The sequence below is a fragment of the Polynucleobacter sp. 71A-WALBACH genome, from assembly GCF_018882365.1.
GTDB lineage: Bacteria > Pseudomonadota > Gammaproteobacteria > Burkholderiales > Burkholderiaceae > Polynucleobacter.
The window spans coordinates 766,128-782,868 of record NZ_JACVOP010000001.1; the positions used below are offsets into that span (position 1 = coordinate 766,128).

14 protein-coding genes are annotated in these 16,741 nt (G+C 41.5%); 9 read left to right on the top strand and 5 right to left on the bottom strand.

Features of this window, described 5'->3' with window-relative positions; all coding sequences use genetic code 11:
* Positions 1 to 180: 180 nt before the first annotated feature.
* The 6 genes from ICN42_RS04010 to galE are packed head-to-tail and all read left to right on the top strand — an operon-like array spanning position 181 to position 7,050.
* Entirely contained in the window at positions 181 to 1,701 is a 1,521-nt protein-coding gene (locus tag ICN42_RS04010) for a mannose-1-phosphate guanylyltransferase/mannose-6-phosphate isomerase (protein WP_216252895.1), read from the top strand.
* A gap of 40 nt (positions 1,702 to 1,741) precedes the next feature.
* On the top strand, positions 1,742 to 2,872 hold the full coding sequence (gmd, locus tag ICN42_RS04015; protein ID WP_216251182.1) for a GDP-mannose 4,6-dehydratase: 1,131 nt from the start codon (positions 1,742 to 1,744) through the stop codon (positions 2,870 to 2,872).
* A 2-nt stretch (positions 2,873 to 2,874) separates the two neighbouring features.
* A complete protein-coding gene (locus tag ICN42_RS04020; RefSeq protein ID WP_216251186.1) occupies positions 2,875 to 3,855 on the top strand; it encodes a GDP-L-fucose synthase in 981 nt (326 codons plus the stop codon).
* Between the two features lie 19 nt (positions 3,856 to 3,874).
* Complete coding sequence (locus tag ICN42_RS04025; RefSeq protein ID WP_216251189.1) at positions 3,875 to 4,624, top strand: hypothetical protein; 750 nt, start codon at positions 3,875 to 3,877, stop codon at positions 4,622 to 4,624.
* Between the two features lie 8 nt (positions 4,625 to 4,632).
* Positions 4,633 to 6,012, top strand: coding sequence for an O-antigen ligase family protein (locus ICN42_RS04030; RefSeq protein WP_216251191.1), 1,380 nt, complete (start codon positions 4,633 to 4,635; stop codon positions 6,010 to 6,012).
* A gap of 27 nt (positions 6,013 to 6,039) precedes the next feature.
* Positions 6,040 to 7,050: a UDP-glucose 4-epimerase GalE gene (gene galE, locus ICN42_RS04035; protein ID WP_216251193.1), complete on the top strand. Its 1,011-nt coding sequence runs from the start codon at positions 6,040 to 6,042 to the stop codon at positions 7,048 to 7,050.
* Positions 7,051 to 7,080: 30 nt separating this feature from the next.
* Here the strand turns inward: galE and ICN42_RS04040 are convergent, their stop codons facing one another.
* From ICN42_RS04040 to ICN42_RS04050, 3 genes are read right to left on the bottom strand one after another with little or no spacing between them, the layout of a single operon-like run.
* Positions 7,081 to 8,241: a glycosyltransferase family 4 protein gene (locus ICN42_RS04040; protein ID WP_216251195.1), complete on the bottom strand. Its 1,161-nt coding sequence runs from the start codon at positions 8,239 to 8,241 to the stop codon at positions 7,081 to 7,083.
* Positions 8,216 to 9,505, bottom strand: coding sequence for a hypothetical protein (locus ICN42_RS04045; RefSeq protein WP_216251197.1), 1,290 nt, complete (start codon positions 9,503 to 9,505; stop codon positions 8,216 to 8,218). The genes ICN42_RS04040 and ICN42_RS04045 overlap by 26 nt, the downstream gene beginning before the upstream one ends.
* Before the next feature lies 1 nt (position 9,506).
* Positions 9,507 to 10,502, bottom strand: coding sequence for a glycosyltransferase family A protein (locus ICN42_RS04050; RefSeq protein ID WP_216251199.1), 996 nt, complete (start codon positions 10,500 to 10,502; stop codon positions 9,507 to 9,509).
* 351 nt (positions 10,503 to 10,853) lie between these two features.
* On the opposite strand from ICN42_RS04050, the gene ICN42_RS04055 reads away from it, so the two are divergent.
* On the top strand, positions 10,854 to 11,894 hold the full coding sequence (locus ICN42_RS04055) for a glycosyltransferase family 9 protein (RefSeq protein ID WP_216251201.1): 1,041 nt from the start codon (positions 10,854 to 10,856) through the stop codon (positions 11,892 to 11,894).
* 73 nt (positions 11,895 to 11,967) lie between these two features.
* Positions 11,968 to 13,065 carry a glycosyltransferase gene (locus ICN42_RS04060; protein ID WP_216251203.1) on the top strand — a complete coding sequence of 366 codons (1,098 nt, stop codon included), beginning with the start codon at positions 11,968 to 11,970 and terminating at the stop codon, positions 13,063 to 13,065.
* Between the two features lie 73 nt (positions 13,066 to 13,138).
* On the opposite strand, the gene ICN42_RS04065 is transcribed toward ICN42_RS04060, so the two are convergent.
* The gene (locus tag ICN42_RS04065) at positions 13,139 to 13,930 is read right to left on the bottom strand and encodes a bifunctional 2-polyprenyl-6-hydroxyphenol methylase/3-demethylubiquinol 3-O-methyltransferase UbiG (RefSeq protein WP_216251205.1); all 792 of its coding nucleotides are present in this window, start codon (positions 13,928 to 13,930) and stop codon (positions 13,139 to 13,141) included.
* A 62-nt stretch (positions 13,931 to 13,992) separates the two neighbouring features.
* Complete coding sequence (locus ICN42_RS04070; protein ID WP_255539231.1) at positions 13,993 to 15,309, bottom strand: exopolysaccharide biosynthesis polyprenyl glycosylphosphotransferase; 1,317 nt, start codon at positions 15,307 to 15,309, stop codon at positions 13,993 to 13,995.
* Positions 15,310 to 15,327: 18 nt separating this feature from the next.
* Here ICN42_RS04070 and ICN42_RS04075 point away from each other — a divergent pair, with 18 nt between their 5' ends.
* Entirely contained in the window at positions 15,328 to 16,647 is a 1,320-nt protein-coding gene (locus ICN42_RS04075) for an O-antigen ligase (RefSeq protein ID WP_216251225.1), read from the top strand.
* The last annotated feature ends 94 nt before the right edge of the window (positions 16,648 to 16,741 follow it).

Consider the following 16,741-nt stretch of genomic DNA (forward strand, 5'->3'; position numbering starts at 1 on the left):
CCTCGGTATAAAGCGCTTATAAACCGCTAAATCAAGTCAGCGCCTATTGAGATTATAGATAGCTCTAAAATCGGCTCTAAGTGTATGAAAAGGCTTAAAATCTCCTATTAAATTAATAATTAATGCCAAGTTCATTTTTTATTTGCACCTAATCACTTTAACGATATTTTTTTGGCCCCTATGACCCTTGTTACTCCAGTGATTCTGTGCGGTGGGTCCGGTACTCGGTTGTGGCCCCTTTCCCGCTCAGGTTTTCCAAAGCAGTTCTTAGTGCTTTCTGGTGACGGGTCTGGACAAAGTTTATTTCAACAAGCTATTGCAAGGATTCATTCAATAGCAAGTGCTCAAATCGGTCTAGGCTCAACGTACATTGTGACCAATGAAGAGCATCGTTTCTTAGCGCTTGATCAATTACGTGAATTAAAAAAAGAATTTACTAACTTTGAGGCTACTTTATTGTTAGAGCCATCGGGTCGAAATACTGCGCCCGCATTGAGCCTAGCTGCTTTTCAAGCTAAGGACAGTCAAGTTGGCTCTGCGGAAGGTATAAGCCCGTTTAACCATGACCCTATTTTGGTGATTACACCGGCTGATCAAACAGTGATTAATACTGCGGCTTTTACTAAGGCCTTACAGAATTGCGTCTCCCTAGTGGATGCTGACAAAACAAGCCAAACGATTGCGATTTTGGGCATTACTCCGACTGCCCCAGAAACTGGCTATGGTTATATCCAGCGCGGCGGAGAGCAGGGCGCCCATCATGAGTTTACGGTTGAAAAGTTTGTTGAAAAGCCTGACGTATCCACTGCTAAAGAATATTTAGCTGCTGGCAACTATCTTTGGAATAGCGGCATGTTTGTTTTGCGCGCTAGTACTTGGTTAGCAGCATTAAAAGAATTTCGACCTGATATTTTTGGTGCTAGTGAAACTGCTTGGCAAGCACGGTCTTCGGATGTGGCGGCTGATGCTACTTTTATTCGTCCAGATAAGGCTTTATTTAATACGATTCCAAGTGAGTCGATTGACTATGCTGTTATTGAGAAATGCCCTGGCACCCACTATCAGGTGAAGATGGTTGAGCTTGATGCTGGCTGGAATGACTTAGGCGCATGGGAAGCGGTTTGGCAAGTGGGTCAGCAGGATAGCAATGGCAATGTCAGTAGTGGCGATACATTGCTTTCGGACACTAAAAACTCCTTAGTGCATGCGAGTAGCCGTTTGGTCAGCGCTGTTGGCCTAGAAAATATCGTGATTGTAGAAACGCCAGATGCGGTGCTAGTAGCTGATCGCTCAAAGAGTCAAGACGTCAAAAATATTGTGTTGCAATTAGAATCACAAAAGCGGGAAGAGAAAAATCTGCATCGTAAAGTATCAAGGCCCTGGGGCTGGTATGACAGTATTGACGAAGGCGAACGCTTTAAAGTAAAGCGTATTCAGGTCAAACCTGGAGCCTGCCTTTCTTTGCAAATGCATCATCATCGTGCAGAGCACTGGATTGTGGTCAAGGGGAGTGCAGAGGTTACCAATGGCGATAAAGTCATTGTGCTCACAGAAAATCAAAGCACCTATATCCCGCAGGGTCAAACCCATCGCCTGGCAAATCGTGGCGATACCCCTTTAGAGATTATTGAAGTACAAACGGGCGGCTATCTTGGTGAAGACGATATCGTGCGTTTTGAAGATACTTATGGGCGTAGTTAAGGTCGCATGAAAAAATTGATTGTAAAAAAAGAGTAAAGATATGACAAATAAACAAAAAGTTGCCCTTATCACTGGTATCACCGGTCAAGACGGCTCTTACCTTGCCGAATTCCTGCTGGAGAAGGGCTACATTGTTCACGGTATTAAGCGCCGCGCCTCTTCTTTTAATACCGAGCGTATTGATCATTTATATCAAGATCCTCACGTGAATCACCCGGATTTGATATTGCACTACGGTGATTTAACGGATACCAGTAACTTGGTCCGGATCATTCAGGAGTGTCAGCCGGATGAGATTTATAACTTAGGCGCCCAGTCTCACGTAGCTGTTTCGTTTGAATCTCCTGAGTACACGGCTGATGTCGATGCCATGGGCCCACTGCGCATGCTAGAAGCTATTCGGATTTTGGGTCTAGAAAAGAAAACCCGCTTTTATCAAGCCTCGACTTCTGAGCTTTATGGCTTAGTACAAGAAATTCCTCAAAAAGAAACTACCCCATTTTATCCACGTAGTCCTTATGCCGTAGCCAAAATGTATGCCTATTGGATTACCGTGAACTACCGTGAGGCTTACGGTATGTACGCCTGCAACGGCATCTTGTTCAATCATGAATCTAAGCGTCGCGGTGAAACGTTTGTTACCCGTAAGGTGACCCGTGGTTTAGCGAATATTTCTCAAGGTTTGGAGAAGTGCTTATTCATGGGTAATATCGATGCCTTACGTGACTGGGGTCATGCCAAAGACTATGTCCGTATGCAGTGGCTCATGCTGCAACAAGATAAGCCAGAAGATTTTGTGATTGCTACTGGCGTTCAGTTTACTGTTCGTGAATTTATTATCCGCAGCGCCAAGCAATTGGGCATTACTTTGAAGTTTGAAGGCACTGCCGAAAATGAAAAAGCGATTGTTGCCAGCATTGAAGGTGATAAAGCACCGGCCCTCAAAGTAGGTGATGTGGTTGTGCAAATCGATCCTCGTTACTACCGTCCTACCGAAGTAGAAACCCTCTTGGGCGACCCCACTAAAGCGAAAACAAAACTTGGTTGGGTTCCAGAAATTACTCTTGATCAAATGATTGTAGAGATGGTGGCTAATGACTTAGACCAGGCTAAGCAACATGCCTTGCTAAGCAAACATGGTTACTCGGTGGCTGTGGGTAAAGAAAATTAAGCATGACTGCAGATTTAAACCAGAAAATCTATGTAGCAGGTCACCGCGGCATGGTCGGATCGGCCATTGTGCGCAATTTACAAGCTCAAGGCTATACCAACATCGTTGCAAGAACTCATGCTGAATTAGATTTAACCAATCAAGCAGCGGTACAAGAGTTCTTTAGGCAAGAAAAGCCAGATCAAGTGTATTTAGCTGCTGCTAAGGTTGGGGGTATTTATGCCAACAACACCTATCCCGCGGAATTTATTTACGACAATCTGATGGTGCAAAACAATGTCATTCATCAGGCATTTGTCAGCGGGGTAAAGAAATTGCTGTTCTTAGGTTCTAGCTGTATTTATCCTAAGCTAGCCCCTCAGCCTATGAGTGAAGATGCCTTACTCACTGGAAAATTAGAAGCAACCAATGAGCCCTATGCCATTGCGAAAATTGCAGGCATCAAAATGTGTGAGAGTTATAACCGTCAATATGGCGAGAGCCATGGTGTGGATTACCGCTCAGTAATGCCTACCAACTTGTATGGGCCTGGTGATAACTACCATCCAGAGAATAGCCATGTCATTCCGGCGCTGATTAGGCGTTTTCATGAGGCCAAGATTAGCAATGCCCCAGAAGTGGTAATTTGGGGTACGGGCACACCCAAAAGAGAATTCTTATATGTGGATGATATGGCCGCCGCTTCGGTCTTTGTGATGCAATTAGATAAGCCAAGCTACGACAGTCAAACGCAGCCGATGCAAAGTCATATTAATGTTGGTTTTGGCGGTGATGTGACGATTGCTGAATTAGCAAAAGCAGTTGGAGCGGCAGTTGGCTATCAAGGCAATATTGGTTTTGATGCTACTAAGCCGGATGGTGCTCCCCGTAAGTGGATGGACTCTGGAAGGCTAAATCGCCTGGGATGGAATGCGCAGATGATGCTTGATGATGGTCTTAAATTAGCTTATGCCGATATGCTCTTGCAGCTCAATTTAAAGTAAGCACTGTCAGCGAATCACATTGGCAAATAAAAAAATCATCTTTAAAGTCGAGTATGGTGGTCTTGGGGATCATTTGTTCTATAGCGCTCTGCCACGTTTATTAAAAGAGCAGAAGTTGGCCGATGAAGTCTATATCTCTGATAAAAGTAACTTCAGAAACCCTGCAATCTTTGATCTGATTTGGAAACATAATCCGCATCTAAATGGTATTGGTCCTGACGCTCCAACTTCCTTGACAGAGATTCACGATAGCAAAGAGCAAAAGATAGTTAATATCATTTTTGAGCGCTTTGGTTTGCATTCGGAGAAAGAATTTCCAGTAGAGGTGTATCAAGAACTAGAGATGCCAAACACGCTAGGAGGTAAATATATTGACCTCAATTATGTGTCCTTTATAGGCGCCTTTTCCTTCTTAGATAAGATTAAGGTCTATCGCCAACACCCAGATCACATCATGATCAACCCAGATAAGCTGACTAGCTTCTTATTTGCAAAATGTAAAAAAATAGTTACAAAATCTCTCCTAGAATACGCTGGCCTGATTGCCTCATCGAGTTCTTTTATCACCTTAGCTTCAGGTGGTGCTACCTTGGCCGCTGCGCTTAAGAAGCCTTCCGTTGTTTATTACGGGTATGGACAAAGCACCATCTTTCATCATGGAATGCATCGCTATATCCAGGTTGGCGGCGCATCCTTATTCAGAAGAAGACTTGCTAGGCTTTATAACAAGCGCAATGCAAGGCGCTTAAAGCGTGCTAAAAATAAATAAGACCAATGATGAATTCTTATTTAAATCGAGACTTGCCTGTTCCTCATGCCTTAACCCTAGCCTTAAGCTGGCTCTTTGCAATTTTGTATGGAGTGTGGCTTTTACCTAATACCGTTTTTACAAGAAATGTTTGCTTAATTGCAGGGGCACTTCTGAGTCTGCTCGTAATTGTGCCGCGTTGGCGATTGCTCCTGCAAAAGAGAGCCGCTCCAATTTGGTTGATTGCCATACTTTTTCTGTGGATTACTTTTCACCTATTCTTTATTGGGCAAGATTACTCAACGCAATTGATGGAATACACCAAGAGTTGGAAGAAGATTTTTATTAGTTCGGTGTTTGCAGTAGGGCTGGGAATGGCAATCGTTAGTAACTTTAAAGATCCTAAAAGATTAGCGATTTACTGGCGAGTTATCTACTTTGGCTTGATGCTACCTATGGTGATTTATTTCATCAAGCTAGGGACTACTACATGGGCACCGCTTTTTGGAATCGAGCTTTCCCCACATTTAATGATCTCTCGAGAGATCTTTACTGATCCGTTTGCAGTCCATCGCTCGGGCTATGTATTTTTTGTTATGCCTGCTTTAGCCATTGGAATTGCTAAGTTAGCCCATGCGATGTTGAGTGGGAAGTTTTCTCCAAAAGAAAATCTTATTTATATTGTGACCATCCTAATGACGGTTGCTCTTTTTCATGTGGAAGATGATCGCTTAGGTTACTTATTTGTAGCCTTACTTTTATTGATGGCCGCTATTCCAGTTGGCAATTCTTTATTAAAGAAATCTTCAATCTTTAAGTTAATATCTTTAGTACTTTTATTGTTCAGTATTACTTCGGTTGGAGTGATTGCATATCGACAGAATGATCAGTGGAAAACCTTAATTGCTGATGCTAAGGTCGGCATTCAAGTCGACCGTTATGATGCCTGGAAATACTCTCGCACAACACGCCCTGACTTACCTTTGAATGAATTTGAAAAACCAGCCAGTCTTTCAAACTACGAAAGAACTGCTTGGGCCACCGCTGGCTCTCGTTTGGCGCTAAGCAATCCTTTGGGGTATGGCCTAATGAGCCAGTCTTTTGGTCGCCTATGTCGAATTTATTGGCCAGATGCGGAGACCAGTTGGAGCCATAGTGCTTGGTTAGACTTTACTTTAGGATATGGTGTGATTGGGCTTCTCCTACTATTAGTTGCATCATTGCTTGCATGGAATGTGGGCGGATCTATTTTGGAGCCATGGAAATTAATTGGGAAATGGGGTTTGGGCTCTTTAGTCCTAGTTTTTCTAGTAAAAGAAGTGTCATCAGAGGTTTATATCAATGCATTGATTTTTTTAGTGATGCTGGTGACGGCGCTTGCTTTAAGATTTCCAGAGCGGCAAGTCTAAAGTCAGCAACCATTTCGGAAGGGGAATATGCGGATACTTTTAACTGGTGGCGCAGGTTACATAGGTAGCCATACTGCCGTAGTGCTTACTCAAGCAGGACACGAGGTTGTCATTCTTGATAATTTTTGTAATAGTCAAAGATCTGTATTGGAGCGCTTAAAAAGTATATTGGGCAAGGGGCTCCTTTGTATCGATGTTGATGTTCGTAATACAGCTTCTGTAAGTAAGGCATTAAGAGACTATCAGATTGATGCAGTGATTCACTTTGCCGGCCTTAAAGCAGTGGGGGAGTCTGTTCAGAATCCCTTGAAGTATTACGCCAATAACGTACAGGGCTCAATTAGCGTGCTGCAAGCTATGCAAGAAGTGGGCATTAAGACTTTTGTATTCAGTTCAAGCGCTACCGTATATGGTGATCCTAAGTATCTGCCTTATGATGAGGATCATCCAACTCAGCCAATGAATCCCTATGGCTGGACCAAGCTACAGGTTGAAGAAATCTTGCACGATCTTTCCAAATCAGATCCTCAATGGAAAATTTCCTGCCTTCGTTATTTCAACCCCGTGGGCGCCCATGATTCCGGCTTAATTGGCGAAGACCCAAATGGAATTCCCAACAATCTAATGCCTTTTATTTCCAAAGTGGCCTCTGGGGAATTACCGCAGTTGAATATTTTTGGAAATGATTATCTATCTAAGGATGGAACAGGCGAAAGGGATTACATTCATGTAATGGACTTAGCCGATGGGCATATGGCAGCACTAGATTTTTTGTCAAATAACTCTGGTTGGCACGCCATTAATCTTGGGACCGGTGTCTCAACTAGTGTCTTGGAATTAGTCGAGGCCTTCGAAGGGGTGATTCACAAAAAACTACCAAAGGAATTTGTCGAACGACGACCGGGTGATTTGCCAATTTACTATGCCAAGGTAGACAAGGCAAAGAATACCCTAGGCTGGGAGGCGAAAAGAAGTCTTCAGGATATGTGCAGGAGCTCTTGGGATTTTAAGAAAAAGAATTTATCTCCTGCCCAATAATAGGTAATTTCGTTAAAGATATAGATTGTTTTATTTTTTAGATAGTAAAAAAGCGGGTAAGGGTTTAAGTACATTTTCCCATTTGTAGTGCTGTGCTTTTTCATGAGCCATGATTTTCATACGACTCCTATCTTCGGGAGATAGACTAAAAAACTGTTTTAAGCCCTGCGTAATCGAGGTTTTATTTCTCGCTACAAATATTCCGTCTACCCCATCGGAGATGTAATCCTCTAAACCCCCTACTTTTGTACATAAAACGGGAAGTCCGCAAGCTAATGCCTCAATGCCGACTAAGCCAAACGATTCATATTCAGTCGGAAGCAAAAATAAATCTGAGCCTTGGTATGCGCGAGTTAATTGCTCCCTATTGGCTGCTGGTAAAGCAGAAACCTGACTTGATAGACCGAGCGCTTTTGCTTTGGTTAAAAGCTCAGTGGGATTGTCTTTGCCAATCACTACATAATGAAATTTAGAGGTGTCACCGTGAATTAGTTTCAAAGCGTCAAGTACTTCAAGGCAACCCTTGCGCTTAATCTCGTTTGTTACAGTTAGTAAAATAGTAGCATCCTGATCAATCCCCAAAGAATTAGCTAATCCAGACTTTGATGCGGTGGAGGGAAAAAAATTCCTCAGATCAACACCATGCGGAACAATGTGTACACGTTCTTTAGCTGCGCCATAAAAAAAAGTGATTTCTGATTTGGTTCTTTGCGATGGGACTAGTATCTTAGGGCTCCCTTTTAAAAAAAGGATAGCTTCAGAAAGAATATAAAACCAGTGCTTAGGATTAAATAACCACTTGAATGCACCATGCTTCAGTCTCGTAGCTTGGGCGGCAAGATGGCAACTCCCAGCCATCACTAAGTCCGCAGAAAACAGGGCGCAGGGCGCGCTAATAATCTTAGAATGTGGGGTTTTTAATTGATTTGCAATTTGATGCGCGTCCTTCATCCATTGGATGCGCTGCCAAATATCAAGAAAAGTATTTTTTGATTTTTTTAGGGGGAGACGACGGATATTTTCGCATAGGGACTCTAATGACTGGTCAATCTCAGAGCAGATTACATCAATTTTGAACCCGTCTTTAGCAAGAAATTTTAGAACCTCAACCATTACACGTTCTACACCGCCAGTGTAATTAATTGACGGGTAGACGATGATCGCTTTATTGCGCTGAACATAATCGTTCATATAAACCTTGTCTAAATAGCAATGAATATGAAAGCATCAAAAATAACGCCACTGTAACTATGCTTGCCATAAAAATTCCGCTGTAGCCAAAGTGGGAGGATAAAAATTGGGATAAAAATATCTTTATGGCAATGAGCGGGGCAAGCCATACCGCCAATGCTTTTGATACTTCAGAAAATTGAATAAAAATTTGCATCAATGTTGCGGATAGAGTTAAGAATAAGAGTAAGCCGGACAACGAAAAAACAAATGGTTTATCAATATAAATATGGCTCCATAATTGAGCTACCGGCTGCCCTATAAATGTAAATACAACAGCATAAAAGAGTCCTACAGCAAAGAAAATTAAATAACCTTGATGTATTTTATGCATCACACTTGACTTGGTAATTTTTCCGAGATGCGCGACAAAGTTGGCTATCACTGGAATAAGTGCGGCAGCTAGCAGACCGACACCTAATAACTGGAATCGAGAAATTACACTGACCTTAGCTACATCTTCCGGTGCCAGAAAAAATCCCGCCAAATAAACATCTGAGCCAAGGAGCATCACCATGACAATTTGGACTATCCACAAGACCCATCCTTCTTTTAATAGGGAGAGCGCTATTAATTTTGTTTTTTGAAAGTGGGCAATAGTTATTTTTAAAATTTCTGCAGATGTCCAGCCGGTAGTAAGTAAAAATATTTTTCCAACTAAGGGCACATACAACATGGCGCTTAGGAAAAAATAAATAACAAGAGCTGTCAGACTCCAATTAAAGAAATAGGCTGCGCTAAAGATGGATATCTGAACAATAGAGCGGGCTGCTTCAATGTAGCCAACAATCGAAGTTTCGAGATGGGCAAGCAAACTCTGGGCAGATACTGTCCCCAAAATCGTAATTGAGGAGCAGATGATGGCGATATTCCTAAGTGAGGCATGATCCTTTGTTTCTGTGTGGAGAGTACTATAGACCAAGACGCCGAAAGCGATTAAAAGAAGGATCACCACAGTCATTAGAAATGTTGTGGCGTAGAGGGCTTTATTTTCTGCTGAGTTACCGGGCCCTAAATTTTTACCAATTCGTACTCGCATGGCGCTGATATAACCAAAATCTTGCGCAGTAATTAGGGAAAAAATTGCGAATAACCAGGCCCAAATTCCGAATTCATCAGCATTTAATAGGCGACCAAGTAGCAGTACATTTAAAAAGCTCGCCACCAAGCCTGTTAGCCTCGCGGCTAAATTGGCGATTGCCCCTACATAAATTGCTTTTGACACTTCAGCTCTTTCTATTCATGCCAGTCAGAATAATAGATTTAGCAATATTTTTGGGCAAAATGGCGACTGCAATGAACCAACCGGTGTAAAGGAGGCGTTTTTTTATACTGAAGCCTGGCCAGTGGAGAATGGATTTTATTCCATCTATCAGGCACTTCCAGCGGGTATCTCCGCTGATAGGGTGCTCTTCTGGATTTACGCGCAATGAAATTAGTCGTAGTTTTACTTGGGCCGGCATCTCGTAATCGTAGGCGGAGGTAAGCCAGCGGGCCTTAGTTAGCAGTTCGTAAACAATTTTTCGAGTGTACTCAGCTAGCTCGACAGCCTTTGATGGAATGGCTGGACTATTGTTCATCACAAAGGTATTCACAGATTTAATTTTGTTGTGGATGCGATAAAACCCACCAGGGCTGTTAAGGTTGACAACTTCCCCTTGAAATGGGGCAACCAAGGCTGGAAGGGTATCGGCGCCAATTTTCCAGTCTATCTCACGCATTGGAAAGTAACCTTCTATCGCTGTCCGGCGATAGGCATTTCCACTCCCAGGTGGGCTCCCGTAGCTTCCAAACTTCTTAATAATCGTTTGAATATTGCTATCGTGAAGTGTTTCTGGAAATAATTCGCCCGTTGGTACACCTTGTTCATTCATTAAGGTCAGTCGCCACTGCACTTTAGCGACAGCAGAGTCATTAAATAGCTTTGTCGCATCTTTAACAACGTTTGGAAGTAAAAGATCATCCGAATCTAAAAAAATGATAACTTGACCGCTTGATGCCTTAAATCCTGCGTTATAGGCACTCCCTTGGCCACCATTCGCTTTTGAGATGATTTTTATTTGGTCGGAGAAGGTGTTAGCAATCTCGAGGGAGTCATCTGTTGAGCCATCATCTACAACAATCACTTCAATTGGTTGATAGGTTTGACCGATGGCACTTCGAATACAGTCTGCTAAAAAGCGCCCATAGTTGTAGTTATTGATGAGGATTGAAACTAGCATTCAGAATTCCAAGATGTTTGCACCAATGATATTTATGGGCAATCTGTAATTGCCCATATTGCCAATTGGATATGAGAGATCTTCAGTCGCTTTAAATGCTTTATGTATTAAATCTAAATAGAATTATGCATAGCAATAAATATCTTACAAGCTTAATTTTAATATAATTCAAGAGTTGTAAATATTTTTAAGCCTTATATAAGTTCTAACGGTGTATTGCTAAATAGCGCAATACTTGATCAGTAAACCTGGCTGAATTTCAGGAGAAAAGTCCTGTCAATTTTTTAGGCTAAATAAGATGTATACCGGTAGTTATCGCATATGCGAAAAATCCTATAAACTGACCAACTAATGAAAATTACGCTTGTAAAACTTGGTGGAATAGGGGACATAGTTCAGCTCTCAACGGCGCTATTTAAATATCGCCAAGATAATCCAGATCTCAAGCTTGATTTTGTAACGAGTAAATCCTTTTCTGATCTTGTTCAAGCATTTGGTGTTGCTGATAGAGTTATTGCAGTTGACGATAAAAAATTGTTTTTTGGAAATTATCTTTATCGACTTATTAATCTTTTAGCCGCATCCCTAAAAATAGCAACTTTTACTTATAACAGTAAAAAAATTATTACTGCATATGTTGATTGGCGCTATAGACTCCTAACCATGGCGACCTTCTGGGTTCCTTGCATCTGTTTTTTAAAAAAGGGGAATGACCCTCAGCTGATTCAGGGTAGAAACCGAGTGTTTGAGTATTTAAGTCTCATCTCACAAGAGTCCTTGCCAAAAATTGACGTCGCAAAGGTTTCGGATGAATTTGGGGCTCATTTACTTTCAGGCTCTGGTGATACTTTAAAAAAGTTCAATCTTTATCAAGCACCTTTCGTAACCTTAATTCCAGGTGGCGCTAAAAATCTTCTGCGTGATGATGGTTTGCGTCGATGGCCGGTCAATCACTATAAAGAGCTTGCTATAAATTTGATTGCGCTTGGTGAAAGGGTCGTTATCGCAGGTGGTCCTGAAGATATCTGGGTAAGAGAGGCCTTCAAGGGTCTGCCCGTAATCGATATTATTGGAAAAACTTCCATCATCGAATTGGTTCACATATTTAGTCAAGCTCGGCTGGTTATTTCACACGATACCGGCCCAATACACTTAGCTTCGTTAACTAAGGCGCCGCTCATAGGTCTTTTTGGCCCCACCCCAATCAATGCCGTTATTCCTTTAGGAAGGGCAAAAACCGTTGGCATACAACTGGGTAATCGTATTTCTTGTTCTCCTTGTTATGACGGTAGAAGCTATGCGGAATGCTCAAACGCGCGATGTATGAAGGAGATTTCTCCTGAGCAAGTATTGGTTGAGGCAAAAAGTCTATTGCCAAAAACGATTTACTAAAAATGGCACCCTCTTAAGCTGCGACTGATGCATTGTGCTTCTCAAAAAAATATTAGATCAGAAAGAAGATTAGATGCGGGTAGCAATTGTTCACTATTGGCTAGTAAATATGCGTGGCGGAGAAAAGGTGCTCGAGGCCTTATGTGAGCTTTATCCTCAAGCTGATATCTACACTCATGTATATGACCCCGAGAATATTTCTGAGGCTATCAAAAAACATCACATCACCACTACTTTTATTCAAAAGCTGCCTAAGGCGATCCAGTGGTATCAGAATTACCTACCCCTAATGCCCTTCGCTTTATGGTTTTTGAACCTCAAGAATTATGATCTTGTGATTGGTTTGGAATCTGGGCCAACAAAAGGTGCTCGCCTTAGCAAAAATGCAATTTGCATTAATTGTTGCTTCACTCCCATGCGTTATATCTGGGACTTATTTGATGAATACTATGCCTCTGTAGGAATTTTTAAAAAACTGATGATGCTTCTCTGTGTAAAGCCTCTGCGTTGGTGGGACGTTTTTACCTCTAAGCGAGTAGACCTCTTTATCTCCATTTCAACCATCGTAAAAAAACGGGTAAAAAACTGCTATGGACGAGACTCGGTCATTATTTATCCGCCTGTAGAAGTGGATTCTTTTAAGATTTCTCCAAATATTGGGGATTATTATTTAATGTTTGGTCAGTTGGTTTCCTACAAAAGGCCCCAGCTTGCAGTTGAAGCATTTAATGCTTCTGGCAAAAAGCTCATTGTTATTGGGCAGGGCGAACTTTTGGGGGGTCTCAAAAAAATAGCACAACCTAATATTGAGTTTCTTGGTCGACTTGATGACGACTCTATTAGGAGTTATCTCTCAAACTGTAAGGCTCTAATTTTTCCGGGACTAGAGGATTTTGGTATTGTTCCAGTCGAGGCCATGGCTTCAGGAAGACCTGTGATTGCTTATGGACAGGGTGGTGCTTTAGATACGGTTGTTGATGGGAAGACCGGCGTCTTCTTCCAGGAGCAGACTGTTCATGGGTTAAATCAGGCTATTGAGACTTTTGAAAAAAATGCTAGGCAATATAAGCCTATTGAGATTCGGGAATGGGCTAGAAAATTTTCGAAAGAGCATTTTCAGCATCAATTTCTTGAGTTGGTGAAGCCCTTACTTGCTATAAAGAAACATTAGAGACGTTCTCTTAAGGCGCGCTTACTAATGATGGTGATGTTTAGCAAAGACGCATTCTAAGAGCGCCTATTTTTTATTTTGCAATCAAAATCACTTCTAAGTTAGTCGCAAAAAATTTTAATGGAGTGTAGGCACATAAAAGTCTGTCTAATTTCTCCAAAATTCTATCTAATTTGAGCGGTATGGAATTTTTTGGAAATAATTGCGCCATTTCTATAGAAGCGATCTCGAAGCCAGAATTTTCGGCCATCTGCTTAATATCTGATCGCCAATACAGACGATCATGATAAAAGTTCCCGCGCAAGTGGGCGAGTGCCTGAGTCCACGAAAGCTTATATGGCAAGAAAGTAATAATAAAAAGACCATCTTTTTTGAGAATTCTCCGTACCTCTTGCATGGAAGAAAGATCTTGCTTGACATGCTCCAGTACGCCAAAACTAAGAACACAATCAAAACTCTCGCTAGGGAATGGAAGGTGTACGTTATCAGTTAGTGGGATGACGTCAATTTTTTGCTCTTTAATAATAGGTATCTCTTGACCAAAGCTAGAATCTTCGCTCTCTACCTGCAAATCACAGGAGGTGATATTGAGACCTTCTTTTTTGAGGAGGTAGGTGATTTGACCCTTTCCGCAACCCCAATCCAATACTTTATAACTCGCTAAGTCCTGATTAGGGAGCGCTTTAAGAAAGGTCGCTATAAATTGGGTTTGGCGTACATATACTGCTTGCGTAGACTTTCCTAAGAAGGAATGTGACTCATGCAGTGAGGAAATTTTAGATAAATATGTCTCCTCAAGTATTGGGGAATTTAAGATCCCCTTTTCTCCCCTGATAATATTTTTCACTTGCAAAAGTTGAGACATATAACGTGTTCCGAATTTTTAATTATGATAGTGAATTTCTTGGCTAATATTTTCTTGAGTATTTATTTGTTGGAATAATGTTTTTTTAAAAAAGGCTCGAGGACCGTCAATAAGATAATTTTCAGATCTAGTAGGAGCGACCAGTGCTCAATGTAATAGAGATCGTATTCAATGCGTTTATGAAGATTGGTGTCGCCACGAAGACCATTTACCTGAGCCCAGCCGGTGATGCCTGCTTTAACAAGATGCTTCTTGTTGTAGTTTTGAATCTCTTTAGAAAACTCTGATATGAATTCCGTTCGTTCGGGGCGCGGACCAACAATTGACATTTCTCCCGTCAAGACATTGAAAAATTGTGGCAACTCATCTAGATTATATTTTCGTAAAAAGAGAGAGAGCTTATCTTTGACTTTTTTATCTGAGCTCCCCCATTGGATCCCTAATTTTTCAGTGTCAACTGGCATTGAGCGAAATTTAAGCATTTCGAATTCCCTGCCATTAAGGCCGATTCGTTTCTGACGATAAAAAATTGGCCCTGGAGAGTTGAGCTTAACCAAGATTGCAATTACCAGCATGGCTGGACTTAATAAAATTAATATGACGCAGCTGATGAGATAGTCTTCAATCAACTTGATAAACGCATTTATGCCCGAAAAGGGTGGGGCGCTTAAATCAATCATTGGGGTGCTATTAATTTCTCCGATGCCATGATTAAGTAAGTGATAGTCTGAAAGATCAACCGATAGCCGAATACGAGCAGAGCTTTGACCTAATAGGGAAATTGTCTTGCCTAGCTGTGCCATTTCAGATGGGCTGGGGCATACCCAGATTTCATCTAAGGTTTGGTTTCCTAGTTGCTGCAGGACAGTTTCATTAAATTGATTTAAATCACCTATTAGTTGATAGTCAAGCCACGGATTGGCCATGATTGCTTGCATCAGTTTTTCGCCAGTAGGGTTATTACCAATAATGGCTACTTTTAAACGAAATGGCGATGATCTTGCATGTCTATAGATATAGCGATGAACAAAAAAATTGACAAAGATGAGCGCCAACCAAGTTGTAAGACCCCATACCGCTAACCATAAGCGAGAGAACTCTAGGCTACTTTGCGTAAAGATAATCGAGAGTAAGATAAGTCCATAGCTCATCAACCAGCCTTTGGAAATATTGGCAATCATCATGAGATGTCGATGGCTATTTGAACTAGTTCTTATTCCATTGAAAGCGATAAAAAGAAAACCACTGATTAATAACAGTAAATAGTAAAGATTATTTGGTATTGACTTATCATAAAATCGCACATGAATGCTGATATAGCCTATCAATATGATCGTGCATAAGTTTGTTGCTACTGAAAGAAAATGAAGTCTGAACATAATTCCCCAGAAGGTCTAATGAGCTCGCAAACCACGAAGTTAAAGGCGATTATCTCACCAACCCCCATCCTTCCTGTGAGGTCATTTTCCTTCTTGACCAAGCTCTATTTATTGGGCTATGCGATTTATGTCATCCTATTGTTTAATGTTAAGTTTGATAAGGCGTTGGATTGGTATGCGCTAGGGCTCGTGTTTTATGGATTATGTTGTCTGCGATCTAGGCATATTGATGCTTTATGGAACACATTCAAGTCAACCCCCGCGCTCAAGGTGTTTGGGCTAAGTTTGCTTGGGCTGGTCTTAGCCCTATCCGCTGCCACATTTAGGCAGCTTCCTCAAACGTCAGGTCTTTTGTCTCTCGGCGCACAGTGTTGGGTGCCACTCGCTTTGTCAATCATTACCGCATCTATTTTGATGTCCACAAAGAATGCAAATACGTTCTTATTAACGATTTTTAGCTTGGGTGCAGCAACTATCGCAGGCTTTGATATAGGGCTCTACTCCCAGCAATGGTCAAGTCCAATCCCAATGGATGTGGGCAATAGCCATCGTGATCTGGCTGATGCCTACACCTTCTTTCTGCCCTTTGTGTGGACCCTTGCAATTTTTGCTAAATCTAAGTTTTACAGAGTACTTCTGTGGATTCTGATTATTTTGATCGGCATGCTCTCGGTGGGCGCAGGATCAAGAGGAGTCTATATTGCACTATTTTTTGAATGGTTGATTCTGATGCTAATTTCAGCTTTCGGAGTTTTCTTAAAAAAGAATAATAACGAGGATAAAAGGCTCATTTCATTTACGAAATTAACTGCTATCGGAGCAATTTTAGGTTTGGCGCTTTGGGCCACCGTTCATTGGCTCTCGCCTGATTTATTTTATGGGGCTCTTAGTCGTGGCTTGCAGGTGGATGACCGCATGCTAAGCACTTGGAAACCAACCATCCTTTTTATTAGCAATGAACCTTGGTTTGGTTATGGTTTTGGCCCATCCATTTGGAATGCGGTGTATTCCGCTCATCAAATTCAGTTACCAGGCGCAATCAATTTTGGGGGTGCCCACAACTGGCTATTGCAATTGGGATTTTTAGGTGGGATATTTGCAATCGCCTTCACTCTTTGCTTAATAGTTGGAGTTTTTTGGCAACTACGCCTTATATTGGACAATATTCAGATTGATTTACCTATTCAGAATGCCGCTCTAGCCTTAGGATTGAGTTTCTTTACTTTTTATTTAGTTCGTGGCCTAGTAGAAACGCCTAATTGGAAACCATTTTATTTACTAATGACCTATCTTTTGTATCTATCTTGGAAATATAAATCTAGCTTGCAGAAAAAGTAGGTAGTCATCCTAGTATTACTTGGCTAGAAAAGCCCCGCTAATTTAAAAGTTACTATTGTTCGAAATGAGTGGTTCTGATTTTTATAAGATTATG

Coding starts and splice junctions, on each gene's coding strand:
- ICN42_RS04010 (WP_216252895.1), top strand. CDS start 181: ATGACCCTTGTTACTCCAGTGATTCTGTGCGGTGGGTCCGGTACTCGG.
- gmd (WP_216251182.1), top strand. CDS start 1,742: ATGACAAATAAACAAAAAGTTGCCCTTATCACTGGTATCACCGGTCAA.
- ICN42_RS04020 (WP_216251186.1), top strand. CDS start 2,875: ATGACTGCAGATTTAAACCAGAAAATCTATGTAGCAGGTCACCGCGGC.
- ICN42_RS04030 (WP_216251191.1), top strand. CDS start 4,633: ATGAATTCTTATTTAAATCGAGACTTGCCTGTTCCTCATGCCTTAACC.
- galE (WP_216251193.1), top strand. CDS start 6,040: ATGCGGATACTTTTAACTGGTGGCGCAGGTTACATAGGTAGCCATACT.
- ICN42_RS04040 (WP_216251195.1), bottom strand. CDS start 8,241: ATGAACGATTATGTTCAGCGCAATAAAGCGATCATCGTCTACCCGTCA.
- ICN42_RS04050 (WP_216251199.1), bottom strand. CDS start 10,502: ATGCTAGTTTCAATCCTCATCAATAACTACAACTATGGGCGCTTTTTA.
- ICN42_RS04055 (WP_216251201.1), top strand. CDS start 10,854: ATGAAAATTACGCTTGTAAAACTTGGTGGAATAGGGGACATAGTTCAG.
- ICN42_RS04060 (WP_216251203.1), top strand. CDS start 11,968: ATGCGGGTAGCAATTGTTCACTATTGGCTAGTAAATATGCGTGGCGGA.
- ICN42_RS04065 (WP_216251205.1), bottom strand. CDS start 13,930: ATGTCTCAACTTTTGCAAGTGAAAAATATTATCAGGGGAGAAAAGGGG.
- ICN42_RS04070 (WP_255539231.1), bottom strand. CDS start 15,309: ATGTTCAGACTTCATTTTCTTTCAGTAGCAACAAACTTATGCACGATC.
- ICN42_RS04075 (WP_216251225.1), top strand. CDS start 15,328: ATGAGCTCGCAAACCACGAAGTTAAAGGCGATTATCTCACCAACCCCC.